16 protein-coding genes are annotated in these 12137 nt (G+C 55.5%); 5 read left to right on the forward strand and 11 right to left on the reverse strand.

Annotation, left to right across the window (positions count from 1 at the left end; all coding sequences use genetic code 11):
• Positions 1-2: 2 nt before the first annotated feature.
• Positions 3-275 (reverse strand): PTS sugar transporter subunit IIB, encoded by a 273-nt coding sequence (locus V1587_RS17995; protein WP_023336413.1) that lies wholly within the window; start codon positions 273-275, stop codon positions 3-5.
• Positions 276-355: 80 nt separating this feature from the next.
• A complete protein-coding gene (locus V1587_RS18000) occupies positions 356-799 on the reverse strand; it encodes a PTS sugar transporter subunit IIA (protein ID WP_371897339.1) in 444 nt (147 codons plus the stop codon).
• 234 nt (positions 800-1033) lie between these two features.
• Between V1587_RS18000 and V1587_RS18005 the strand changes: the two genes are divergently transcribed.
• Positions 1034-2053, forward strand: a complete 1020-nt coding sequence (locus V1587_RS18005) for a LacI family DNA-binding transcriptional regulator (protein ID WP_024908958.1) — start codon at positions 1034-1036, stop codon at positions 2051-2053.
• Positions 2054-2056: 3 nt separating this feature from the next.
• Here the strand turns inward: V1587_RS18005 and yfcD are convergent, their stop codons facing one another.
• Genes yfcD through yfcF form a run of 3 tightly spaced genes read right to left on the reverse strand, consistent with a single transcriptional unit; the run spans position 2057 to position 3919 of the window.
• Positions 2057-2611 (reverse strand): NUDIX hydrolase YfcD, encoded by a 555-nt coding sequence (gene yfcD, locus V1587_RS18010; RefSeq protein ID WP_023312551.1) that lies wholly within the window; start codon positions 2609-2611, stop codon positions 2057-2059.
• Between the two features lie 55 nt (positions 2612-2666).
• On the reverse strand, positions 2667-3218 hold the full coding sequence (yfcE, locus tag V1587_RS18015; RefSeq protein ID WP_371897340.1) for a phosphodiesterase: 552 nt from the start codon (positions 3216-3218) through the stop codon (positions 2667-2669).
• A gap of 56 nt (positions 3219-3274) precedes the next feature.
• Positions 3275-3919 (reverse strand): glutathione transferase, encoded by a 645-nt coding sequence (gene yfcF / locus V1587_RS18020; RefSeq protein ID WP_371897341.1) that lies wholly within the window; start codon positions 3917-3919, stop codon positions 3275-3277.
• A 140-nt stretch (positions 3920-4059) separates the two neighbouring features.
• On the opposite strand from yfcF, the gene yfcG reads away from it, so the two are divergent.
• The 4 genes from yfcG (at position 4060) to V1587_RS18040 (ending at position 6594) form a co-directional block, all read left to right on the forward strand.
• Entirely contained in the window at positions 4060-4689 is a 630-nt protein-coding gene (gene yfcG, locus V1587_RS18025; RefSeq protein ID WP_032646621.1) for a GSH-dependent disulfide bond oxidoreductase, read from the forward strand.
• A gap of 75 nt (positions 4690-4764) precedes the next feature.
• On the forward strand, positions 4765-5133 hold the full coding sequence (gene folX, locus V1587_RS18030; protein ID WP_023616057.1) for a dihydroneopterin triphosphate 2'-epimerase: 369 nt from the start codon (positions 4765-4767) through the stop codon (positions 5131-5133).
• A 13-nt stretch (positions 5134-5146) separates the two neighbouring features.
• Positions 5147-6040, forward strand: coding sequence for a TIGR01777 family oxidoreductase (locus tag V1587_RS18035; RefSeq protein WP_371897342.1), 894 nt, complete (start codon positions 5147-5149; stop codon positions 6038-6040).
• A gap of 44 nt (positions 6041-6084) precedes the next feature.
• On the forward strand, positions 6085-6594 hold the full coding sequence (locus tag V1587_RS18040) for a GNAT family N-acetyltransferase (protein WP_371897343.1): 510 nt from the start codon (positions 6085-6087) through the stop codon (positions 6592-6594).
• Positions 6595-7141: 547 nt separating this feature from the next.
• Here the strand turns inward: V1587_RS18040 and hisP are convergent.
• The 6 genes from hisP to V1587_RS18070 form a co-directional block, all read right to left on the reverse strand.
• A complete protein-coding gene (gene hisP, locus V1587_RS18045) occupies positions 7142-7915 on the reverse strand; it encodes a histidine ABC transporter ATP-binding protein HisP (protein ID WP_010433274.1) in 774 nt (257 codons plus the stop codon).
• A gap of 8 nt (positions 7916-7923) precedes the next feature.
• Complete coding sequence (locus tag V1587_RS18050) at positions 7924-8640, reverse strand: ABC transporter permease (protein ID WP_008502590.1); 717 nt, start codon at positions 8638-8640, stop codon at positions 7924-7926.
• Complete coding sequence (locus V1587_RS18055; RefSeq protein ID WP_014832782.1) at positions 8637-9323, reverse strand: histidine ABC transporter permease HisQ; 687 nt, start codon at positions 9321-9323, stop codon at positions 8637-8639. Before V1587_RS18055 ends, V1587_RS18050 begins: the two co-directional genes overlap by 4 nt.
• 88 nt (positions 9324-9411) lie before the next feature.
• Positions 9412-10194 (reverse strand): histidine ABC transporter substrate-binding protein HisJ, encoded by a 783-nt coding sequence (gene hisJ, locus V1587_RS18060; protein ID WP_371897344.1) that lies wholly within the window; start codon positions 10192-10194, stop codon positions 9412-9414.
• Positions 10195-10420: 226 nt separating this feature from the next.
• Complete coding sequence (gene argT, locus V1587_RS18065) at positions 10421-11203, reverse strand: lysine/arginine/ornithine ABC transporter substrate-binding protein ArgT (protein ID WP_023616063.1); 783 nt, start codon at positions 11201-11203, stop codon at positions 10421-10423.
• A gap of 291 nt (positions 11204-11494) precedes the next feature.
• Positions 11495-12064 (reverse strand): UbiX family flavin prenyltransferase, encoded by a 570-nt coding sequence (locus tag V1587_RS18070; RefSeq protein ID WP_048224260.1) that lies wholly within the window; start codon positions 12062-12064, stop codon positions 11495-11497.
• Positions 12065-12137 lie beyond the last annotated feature (73 nt).

The raw sequence follows: 12137 nt of genomic DNA on the forward strand, positions 1-12137 counted from the left end.
GGTTATTGTCTGTCGAACCAGGCGCGCAGCTGCGCTTCAAGTTCGTTGATGTCGATGATGTTGTTAATCACCACCAGCTGGCTTTCCGGCACGCTGGCGCTGGCGGCAATGTCTTTTGCCATCACGAACAGATCGGCCGCGCCGGGTGTGGCTGAGGAGAGATCGGAGTGTTCAACTTCAGCTTCAATCTCGAGCTTTTTGAGCACCTTTTTAATATTCATTTCGACCATAAAACTACTGCCCAGGCCAGAACCGCAAATAGCCATGATTTTCATTGTTTTCCCCTTATTTTGAGTAGAGTACGCCCCATCACGCCGACGCGTAATGTTGTGAAAAACCGGATTAAAGAATTAAATCAGAAGCGGTTAATAATCGTTTTAATTTCCTCCAGGGTATTCGCCTGATGCAGTTTCTCCATATCCTCGTCGCTGGAAAATAATTCTGCGAGTGCGGATATCATTTCGATATGGCTATGTTTGTCCGGTGCCGCGAGCATAATAATGACATCGACAGGGTCAAACTCACCGGCACCAAACGAGACGCCCTGTTTTAGTTTTAATAACGACAACCCCAGTCCTTTGGCGCCTTCCTCCGGCCGCGCATGCGGCATCGCCAGCCCTGGTGCCAGCACATAATAAGGTCCTAACGTGTGGTGCTGCTGGATGATGGCCGTGACGTATTCAGGCTCAATCACCTGCATATCCAGCAGCGGCTTCGCGCACAGCTCCAGCGCCTGCGGCCAGTTTTCCACGCTATCCTGCAGCGTAATGGTTGTATCATATATCCATTTTTTGAGCACTTTTCACTCCCGCGACACGCTAAAGATGAGCAAACTTTATTCAACACATCGCTGGATGACTGCGATCGGGATCACAAAGATAGCGCTACCAATCGTTATCATGCAGAAATGTGATAGCGCTATCAAATTGCAATCACGGCGCTAAATCACAGCAAAAAAAGGGATTTAAGGCGTATACTGCCTGTCACGTGAAGCGAAGGAAATGAAGAACGCGTCTGGTCAGCAGGAAGGTGTATGTCTCTAACCCGAAAACGGCGCAGTACTGGTAAAGTGACACTCGCCGATGTCGCACAGCTTGCCGGTGTAGGCACGATGACCGTGTCCCGTGCACTCCGCACTCCCGAACAGGTTTCCGATAAACTACGAGAAAAAATTGAAGCTGCCGTGCAGGAGCTGGGTTATATGCCTAATCTTGCCGCCAGCGCGCTGGCCTCGGCGTCGTCATGGACGATCGCCATGGTGGTGCCTAATCTCTCCGAAGCCGGCTGCTCGGAGATGTTCGCCGGGCTACAGCAGGTACTGCAGCCTGCCGGGTATCAAATCATGCTGGCTGAATCCCAGCATCGTCTTGAGCAGGAGGAGAAACTGCTGGAGACGCTGCTGGCGTCGAATATTGCCGCCGCTATCCTGCTCAGCGTTGAACATACCGACACCGTTCGCCACTGGCTGAAAAACGCCTCAATTCCGGTGATGGAGATGGGTGCCATGCGCGCCGATCCGATTGATATGAATATCGGGATTGATAACGTGGCGGCCATGTATGAACTCACGGAAATGGTGATTAAGCGCGGCTACCAAAATATTGGCCTGCTATGTGCCAACCAGGAGCAGTGGATTTTCCAGCAGCATCTGCAGGGCTGGTACAAGGCCATGCTTCGCCACCATATGTCGCCGAACCGGGTCATTAACGCGGCGATGCCGCCGAGCTTCTCGACCGGCGCGGCGCAGCTGCCCGAGTTCCTGCTGGCCTGGCCGGAGCTGGATGCGCTGGTGTGCGTCTCTGACGAGCTGGCCTGCGGCGCGCTGTACGAGTGCCAGCGCAGGCGAATCAAGGTGCCGGACGATCTGGCGGTAGTAGGCTTTGGCGATAGCGACGTGAGCCGCGTCTGTCAGCCCCCGCTGACGACCATGGCGGTGCCGCATCGTAAGATCGGAATTGAAGCCGGGAAAGCGTTACTGGAGCGCCTGAATGGCGGAGACTGGCGCGATCAAAAGCCCATCGCGTCCAGTCTGTGTCTGAGAGAGAGTTGCTGAAGCTTACTCAGCCTCTTCCTCTTTCTCTGATTTGGTCGATTCGTTTTTGGCGTTGCGGGTCATCCACAGCGCCAACGCTTTTAATGAATCCGGCGTAAACTCATCGCAGCGCGCGGTGATCTCTTCCGGCGTCATCCAGCTGACTTCGCTCACCTCTTCTTCCTGCAGGGCGAACGGGCCGTGAGAAACGCAGCTAAACAGCCCGCCCCAGACGCGGCAGTTTTCGTCTTCAAAATAGAACTGACCGTGCTCGGCAAACGGCACGCCGGCGATGCCTAACTCTTCTTCTGCTTCTCGACGCGCGGAATCCAGCAGCACTTCATCAGCCTGGACAACACCGCCTGCGGTGGCATCCAGCATACCCGGGAGAAAATCTTTGGTGTCCGTGCGGCGCTGGACCAGAATTTTGCCCATCCCGTCATGCACAACGATATACGTTGCGCGGTGGCGTAAACGCTCCGCACGCATTTGTTCGCGGCTGGCCTGCGCGATCACTTCATTCTCTTCGCTGACAATGTCAACCCACTCTGTACTTGCCAAATGACTCTGCTCCACCATCGGGAAACCTTCTCTTCTAAGCGCTCTTTCGGCGCGTTTGCAGTTGAGGTGTAACTTACGGATTAATCGCTACCTGCGCAATAACTTGCTGATCATTAAGTGCGATAACGCTCAGGGTATGTCCATCCAGCATGCCATAGCTCGCAGGATAACCGCCTTTCGGTATGCTGACCGAACCCGGGTTAAAGTGATAAATCTCACCGCGCTTTTCAGCAACCGGAATATGAGTATGACCGTAAACCAGCACATCGCCAGCCGCGAGCGCCGGGAGATTATCCGGGCTAAAAAGATGCCCGTGGGTCAGGAACAGGCGGCTTTGTTCCAGCAGCACCTGTTGCCACGGTGCGGTAAGGGGAAAATGCAGCAGCATCTGGTCAACTTCGCTGTCGCAGTTCCCGCGAACGGCGATGATGCGCGAGGCATACGGGTTGAGCTTTTCCGCGACCTGCGCAGGGGCGTAGCCTTCCGGCAGCGCGTTGCGCGGGCCGTGATTCAACACGTCGCCCAAAATAATCAGCCACTGCGTGCCGCTTTGTGCAAACAGGGAGAGGACACGCTCGGTAGCGGGCAGCGATCCATGGATATCCGACGCAAACATCAGTTTCATCAGTCACTCCTCGGGAAAACAGACTGCCCCCATCATACCTGAAGCGGCAGGGCTTATCAGCCCGCGCGCTTAGCCGAGAGTGCCACATAGCGCTGCACGGAGGCACGCTGCCACTGAAACGCGGCATAATCCCCCAGCAGCTGCGGCACCTCATCGCCGTTGAGGATCAGGCGGTTTAGCATCAACGCCAGATCGGCATCGGCAATGCACCACTCGCCGAACAGGTTCGGGTTGCCGTGTGCGAGGAGCGAGGTGGCGGTTTCAATCAGTTTTTGCGCGCTTTCACGGCCTTCTGCGCTGAGCGCTGGCTTTTTAACCCCGGCAAACACAACGTCCGTCGAGCGCTCCACGCGAATCGGCACCAGATCGCTTCGCAACCACGCCTGGATCTGCCGCGCCCGCGCGCGTTTTTGCAGGTCGTGAGGATAGATACGTTCCCACTCCGGTGGGGCGAACCGATCTTCCAGATACTCATCGATCGCCGACGATTCGCTCAGGGCAAATCCATCAATCTCCAGCACCGGCACGCGTCGGGTCAGATCGTAGCCCTGCCAGTGCGGTTTAAGATGCTCACCACCGTCAAGATCAACGGTCTTCAGCGTAAAGGTGAGCCCTTTTTCGGCCAGCGCAACGTATACGCTCATAACATAGGGAGAAAAGAAGTTCGCATCGGACCACAACGTGATGACGGGCTGGTTCATAACATCCTCATAGGCTGATCGGTTTTTACTCAACATATAATCTCTTTGCCTCGCTGTCACTTGATGAAAACTCACGATTTACAACAACCACCTATACTCATTTGTCATGGCACCACTCTTCGCATGGACAGGAGTTGAGAATGATCGACCTTTATTACGCCCCTACCCCAAACGGCCATAAGATCACCCTCTTTCTTGAAGAAGCCGAGCTGGATTACAGGATCATTCGCGTGGATATCAGCAAAGGCGAACAGTTCAGCCCCCTTTTTCTGGCTATCTCGCCGAATAACAAAATCCCGGCCATTATTGATAACCAGCCCGCGGACGGGGGCAGACCGCTGAGCCTGTTTGAATCCGGTGAGATTTTGCTCTATCTGGCGGAGAAAACCGGCAAGCTGCTGAGCGGCGAGCTGCGTGAGCGTCATCATACCCTGCAGTGGCTTTTCTGGCAGGCGAGCGGGCTGGGCCCAATGCTGGGTCAGAATCATCACTTTACCGCATACGCCCCGCAGCCCATTCCTTACGCGATAGAACGCTATCAGGTCGAGACGCAGCGGCTCTATGACGTTCTGAACCGCCGGCTGAAGAAAACGCCGTGGCTCGGGGGCGATCATTACAGTATTGCCGACATCGCCTGCTGGCCATGGGTGAATACGCATGAAAAACACCGAATTGATCTGGCCTCTTACCCGGCGGTAAACAACTGGTTCGAGCGCATCCGGACCCGCCCGGCCACCGAGCGGGCTATGCAAAAAATCCAGCAAATTTAACCCGGTATGAGGCTGGGTGCCTGTGAGGCACTCATGTATTATGGGCAGGAAATACTGACACGGAGAAGACCTGCAATGTCACAGCCAGACGCCATTATTCGTATAAAAAATTTACGCCTGCGTACCTTTATCGGTATCAAAGAGGAAGAGATCGCCAACCGTCAGGATATTGTCATTAACGTGGTGATTCACTACCCCGCAGACAAAGCGCGGGCCAGCGAAGACATCAACGACGCGCTGAACTATCGCACCATCACCAAAAATATCATCCAGTTTGTGGAGAATAACCGCTTCTCTCTGCTGGAAAAATTAACTCAGGATGTGCTCGATATCGCACGCGAACATCACTGGGTCACTTATGCTGAAGTTGAGATCGATAAACTTCACGCCCTGCGCTACGCCGATTCCGTCTCCATGACGTTAAGCTGGCGACGCCAGGCGTAAACCTGGAGGTTGTATGAAGATTTTGCTGACCGGCGGGACAGGCCTGATTGGTCGTCACCTCATTGCGCGTCTGCAGGCCTTGCATCACGACATTACCGTGGTCACGCGCAGCCCGGAGAAAGCGCGTCAGGTGCTGGGGGCGGGTGTCGATATCTGGAAAAATCTGGCCGAGCAGCAAAATCTGGACGGCTTTGACGCCGTCATTAACCTCGCGGGTGAACCCATCGCCGATAAGCGCTGGACGGAAGAGCAAAAACAGCTGTTATGCAGCAGCCGGTGGAACACTACCGAAAAGCTGGTCGAGCTGATCCGCAATAGCCACACGCCGCCTTCGGTACTGATTTCAGGTTCAGCGGTGGGCTATTACGGCGATCTCGGCGAGGTGGTGGTGACCGAGGAAGAGCCGCCCCATAACGAGTTTACCCATAAGCTCTGCGCCCAGTGGGAGCGTATCGCCAGTGCGGCGCAAAGCGATCGTACCCGCGTCTGCCTGCTGCGGACCGGCGTCGTGCTTGCGCCGAAAGGCGGCATCCTGGCGAAGATGCTTCCTCCTTTCCGGCTTGGACTCGGCGGCCCCATCGGCAATGGCCGTCAATATATGGCCTGGATCCATATCGACGATATGGTCAACGGGATTCTGTGGCTGCTGGATAACGAGCTGCGCGGGCCGTTTAACATGGTTGCGCCATATCCGGTGCGTAATGAACAGTTTGCCCACGCGCTGGGGCATGCCCTGCACCGTCCGGCGATATTGCGCGTGCCTGCCACAGTCATTCGTCTGCTGATGGGGGAAGCGTCTGTGCTGGTATTAGGCGGGCAGCGGGCACTGCCCAAACGGCTGGAAGCGGCCGGGTTTGCGTTCCGCTGGTATGAATTAGAAGAGGCGCTGGGGGATGTGGTGCGGTGAATATGGTACAGTGACAAGCCATGTTCCGAAGATATGGCGTAACAATGGCGACCATCACCACCCCCCGACTTCACCTCACTCCTTTCGAACCCACTGACTGGGCCTTCTTCCGCTCGCTGCGTGAAGATCGCGCCATCATGCGCTATATGGCCGCCATCGCCCCGGAAAAAGAGACCCGACGCGTGTTTGCCGCGCGACTCGCTGCTGCTCATGTGTTTGTCATTCGCGCCCGGGATGATGATACGCCGCTGGGCGATATCGGCCTGCAGATTAGCGCAGAGAATCGTGAGGAGGCGGATATCGGCTATACGGTTGTGCCTGCCGCGCAGGGGAAAGGTATCGCCAGCGAGGCGCTGCGCGCGGTGTGTGATTATGCGTTCAACCAGACCGGCGTGAAGGCGATTAACGCGTACGTGCTGGCGGACAACGGCGGTTCGGTGCGCGTGCTGGAGAAAGCCGGATTTGTGCGTATCCAGGTACTGGAAAAGGCGTATGAGATTGACGGCGTGAGGTATGACGACTGGGTGTATCGGCTGGAGTGCGGTGCGGCCTGAATGCCGGGCGGCACTGCGTTTGCCCGGCCTACGGTTTTGTAGGCACGGTAAGCGAAGCGCCACCGGGCGATTGGGCGATACTGCGGTCTGATGCCCTCACCCCACCCCTCTCCCACAGGGAGAGGGAGAACACCCAGCCCGTAGGCACGGTAAGCGAAGCGCCACCAGGCGATTGGGCGATACTGCGGTCTGATGCCCTCACCCCGCCCCTCTCACACAGGGAGAGGGAGAAAACCCAGCATGTAGGCCCGGCAAGCGAAGCGCCACCGGGCGATTGGGTGATACTGCGGTCTGATGCCCTCACCCCACCCCTCTCCCACAGGGAGAGGGAGAATACCCAGCATGTAGGCCCGGTAAGCGAAGCGCCACCGGGCGATTCAGCTGTACTGCGGTCTGATGCCCTCACCCCGCCCCTCTCCCACAGGGAGAGGGAGAACACCCAGCCCGTAGGCACGGTAAGCGAAGCGCCACCGGGCGATTGGGCGGTACTGCGGTCTGATGCCCTCACCCCGCCCCTCTCCCACAGGGAGAGGGTAAAGGGCAAAACCTACTTCAAGGACCCCTTCAGGAACTGCTGCAAACGCGGGCTTTGCGGGTTCGCCAGTACCTCGTCCGGATGCCCCTGCTCTTCAATTTTCCCCTGATGCAGGAAGATAACGTGGTTCGAGACGTTACGGGCGAAGCCCATCTCGTGCGTCACTACCACCATCGTTTTGCCCTCTTCGGCCAGCTTCTGCATGATGCGCAGCACTTCGCCGACGAGTTCAGGGTCCAGCGCGGAAGTCGGTTCGTCGAACAGCAGCACCTCGGGCTCCATCGCCAGCGCGCGCGCGATGGAGACACGCTGCTGCTGACCACCGGAGAGATGCACCGGGTATTTCATCTGCTGGCGTTCGTCGATGCCCACTTTTGCCAGGTATTTTACCGCGCGCTCGCGGGCTTCCTGCTTGCTCAGGCCAAGCACCTGAACCGGCGCTTCCATCACGTTCTCCAGCACCGTCATGTGGCTCCAGAGGTTAAAATGCTGGAACACCATCGTCAGGCGCGTACGCAGCAGACGAAGCTGGTGTTTATCGGCCACCTTCAACTGGCCGTCTTTGTCACGCACCAGGTTGATGTTCTGTCCGCTCACCACAATCGAGCCTTCGCTCGGCTTTTCGAGGAAGTTAATGCAGCGCAGGAAGGTACTTTTACCCGAGCCGGATGAGCCGATGATACTGATCACGTCGCCTGCGTTAGCCTGCAGCGACACCCCTTTCAGCACTTCATGTTCGCCGTAGCGTTTGTGCAAATCAATAACGTTTAATTTGTTCTCAGCCATCATCTTTCTCAGTGCGTCGAAGAAGGTTTTATATGCTGCAACCAGCGTTTTTCAGCCTTACGGAACAGGCTAATCAAAACATAAGAGATAATTAAATAGAGCACCGCCGCAATGCCAAATGCGGTAAACGGCTGATAGGTCGCGGAGTTAATATCGCGCGCGATCTTGAGCAGATCCGGCACCGTCGCGGTAAAGGCGAGCGCGGTGGAGTGCAGCATCAAAATCACTTCGTTACTGTACGCCGGTAACGCGATACGCAGCGCCGACGGCAGAATAATGCAGCGGTAGAGTTTGACCGACGAGAAGCCGTAGGCCCGCGCGGCTTCAATCTCACCGTAAGGGACAGAGCGAATTGCACCGGCGAAAATCTCGGTGGTGTAGGCGCAGGTGTTGAGCGTCAACGCCAGCACCGTACAGTTCAGACCGCTGCGGAAGAACGCATTCAGCATCTCAGTGCCTTTTACGATCTCAAGCGTATACATCCCCGAATAGAACACCAGCAGCTGCACGTACAGCGGCGTACCGCGAAACACGTAGGTAAACAGCCAGATCGGGAACTGGATGAATTTATTGTTCGACACGCGGCCAATGGCAAGAAACACCGCCAGAATGCCGCCCATCACCACGGAGGAGATCAGCAGCCAGAGCGTAATCGCCACGCCGGTAAAGCGGTAGCCATCCGTCCACAGCAGCGATTTCCAGTATTCCTGAATAATCTCAATCACAGGTCAGCCCTCTTCACACCCACGGAGTAGCGACGCTCGAGCAGAAGCAGCACACCATTGGAGACGGTCGTAAAGACCAGATAAATCACGCCGCAGACCACCGCAAAGTAGAACGGCTCCCAGGTGCTCTTGCCCGCCAGCTGAGTCGCTTTCACGACGTCTTCCAGACCGAGCAGCGAAACCAGCGCTGTCGCTTTGAGGATAACCTGCCAGTTGTTGCCGATGCCCGGCAGCGCATAGCGCATCATGGCCGGGAACATAATCCGACGAAACGTTTGTGAAGAGGTAAAACCAAATGCGGTTGCCGCCTCAATGTGGCCTTTCGGCACGGCCATGTAAGCACCGCGGAAGGTTTCGGTGAAGTAGGCTCCGTAGATAAAACCGAGGGTAATAATACCGGCCACCATTGGGTCGATATCAATTTGTCCCATGCCCATCGCGTCCGTTACGCTGTTCAGCGCAATCTGCAGACCGTAAAAGATAAGCAGCATCAGCACCAGATCGGGAACGCCGCGAATAAGCGTGGTGTAGCCTTCAAAAATTAGCGCCAGCGGTTTGTTAGCCGAAAGCTTCGCCCCTGCGCCTGCCAGACCTATCAGCACCGCCAGCACCACGGAGCTGATAGCCAGCTCAAGGGTGACAAGCGCGCCCTGTAAAATAACGCCAGAAAATCCGTACAGCATACCGCGAGCCCTGTCGTATCGTGAGTGGTGGAACCGTGTCTTTTCCCCTCCCGCAGCGGGAGGGGCCGCACGTTATTTGACGGGGCGATTAGCCGCCGTAAACATTAAAATCAAAGTACTTTTTCGCCAGCTTGTCGTACGTGCCGTCAGCGCGCATTTCAGCGAACGCTTTGTTCAGCGCTTCACGCAGCTCATTGTCTTCTTTGCGCAGGCCCATACCGGTACCCACACCAAACAGCTTCACATCCTTAATGGACGGGCCGCCAAACTTGTAATCTTTACCTACCGGCGTTTTCAGGAAGCCTTCACTTGCCGCGACTTCATCCTGGAATGCCGCATCAATACGGCCAGCCGTCAGGTCAGCGTAGATATTTTCCTGGCCCTGATAGGAGACAATTTCAATCCCCTTCGGTGCCCAGTGTTCGTTACCGTATGTTTCCTGCGTGGTGCCCTGCAACACGCCGACGCGTTTGCCTTTCAGGGACTCCAGCGTTGGCTGAATATCAGACGATTTCGACACCACCAGACGAGAATCGGCCGCGTAGAGTTTGTCGGTGAAGGCAATCTCCTGCTGGCGTTTTTCGGTGATGGAGAGCGAGGACATGATCACATCGATTTTTTTCGCTTTCAGGGAAGGGATCAGCGCATCCAGCGGGTTCTCAACGTAGGTACACTGTGCTTTGATGCGTTTGCACAGCTCATTGGCCAGATCGATGTCAAAACCGACCAGTTCACCCTTTGAATTCTTCGATTCGAACGGCGCATAGGTAGGATCGGTGCCAATGCGAATTTTCTGCGGAATGGCTGCGAATGCCGCGGTGGCGCTGGAAAAGGCCAGTACCAGAGATAATGACAACACGAGTTTTTTCATATTTGTCCTCAACAAACTGTCTTCATACGGGATTTTTACGACGACGGGGTGGTGCTAATGTGCCATTAATCCCCTCAGTCAGGCAAAGACTAATGCCTTTCAGGCGGGATTTTTTGCATTATAAATGCGTAAGTATGCACAAAGCGATCCAATACGGTGCAACAGATGCACCGCATTGGGTCAACCGCTCCCGTAACGCACCTTTCCGGTGCGTCACCGCCAGGGGTTATTCACCGTATACGTTGAAGTCGAAGTATTTCTTCGCCAGTTTGTCGTAAGTACCGTCTTTACGCAGCTCAGCAAAGGCTTTGTCAAAGGCGGCTTTCAGCTCGGTATCATCCTTACGCAGGCCAATACCGGTGCCGTCACCAAAGTATTTTTTGTCTTTCACCGACGGGCCTGCAAACGCGAATTCTTTGCCCGCAGGCTGCTTCAGGAAACCTTCGCTCGCGGCGACTTCATCCTGGAATGCGGCATCCAGACGACCGGCAGCCAGGTCAGAGTAAATCAGATCCTGGTTCTGATAAGCCACCACGTCTACACCCTTTTCACGCCAGTTAGCATTGGCATATCCTTCCTGCGTTGAGCCCTGAAGCACGCCGACGTGTTTGCCTTTCAGCGAGTCGATGGTGGGCTTAATCGGGGAGCCTTTAGGGGCAATCAGGCGAGAATCCGCGGCGTAGAGCTTGTCAGAGAAGGCAATCTCCTGCTGGCGTTTTTCGGTGATGGAGAGAGAAGAGATAATGGCGTCGATTTTCTTGGCTTTCAGCGACGGAATTAACGCGTCAAAGTCGCTGCCCACCCATGTGCATTTCACCGCAATACGCTTGCACATTTCATTACCCAGATCGATATCAAACCCCACGAAATCGCCTTTCGCATCCTTGGAAGAGAATGGCGCGTAGGTTGCGTCTGTACCGATACGAACCGTCTGTGGAAGCGCTGCGTAGCTACCTGCTGCCGCACTTAACCCCACGAGCAAAGACAGAGCCAGAACCGTCTTCTTCATACATTTACCCTCAAGTACCGTGATTTTATTATGTATTGTGTTGTGTGTTGTGTTGCAGGCTTCATCTTGCAGGTCTTATGCCACATTGCCGTCTGATCAAAACTTCGACGTTAAATATGTTAATAAAACGTTGCGATATTGCCTTAATGGTGAAAGATAGCAGGTCTGCCGAACGAACCGGAGAGAGAAAAAGGGAAAAAACGAATTAAATGTCGAGGATATGATCGCCGTTGCATAATTGCCCTGAAACAGGGCAACTTGTCTTTTCATGCACCTGGTTTGTGCACAGATTCAGGCACCCTGCCAGCGGGTGAAGAGATCGTCGGGCAGGTCGATGTCAAACTGATCGAGCACCCGGTTAACCGTCTGGTTGATAACGTCGTCCAGCGTTTGCGGGCGATGGTAGAACGCGGGTACCGGCGGCATGATGACCGCTCCCAGCTCCGCAGCCTGCGTCATTAAGCGCAGATGGCCGAGATGCAGCGGCGTTTCCCGCACGCACAGCACCAGAGGACGACGCTCTTTCAGCACCACATCCGCCGCGCGCGTCACCAGGGTGTCCGTATAGCTATTCACAATGCCTGAGAGCGTTTTAATGGAACAGGGCAGGATTACCATGCCGGCTGTTTTAAACGAGCCTGAGGAGATGCTGGCAGCGATATCACGGGCATCGTGAACGACATCCGCCAGCGCCTGAACATCGCGCAGGGAGAGATCGGTTTCCAGAGAGAGGGTCTGCCGCGCCGCCTGGCTCATCACCAGATGGGTTTCGACGTCCGCCACGTTACGCAGAACCTGTAACAAACGTACGCCGTAAATCGCGCCGCTGGCGCCGCTGAGCCCAACTATGAGTCGTTTCATGATTTTCGCCCTTACTGATTTCAGGGCAGACTGTGCAGGATTTTGCGGGGAGTTGCAAGTGAGGGCATTCGCC

This window comes from Enterobacter sp. ECC-249, assembly GCF_043965265.1.
GTDB lineage: Bacteria > Pseudomonadota > Gammaproteobacteria > Enterobacterales > Enterobacteriaceae > Enterobacter > Enterobacter quasiroggenkampii.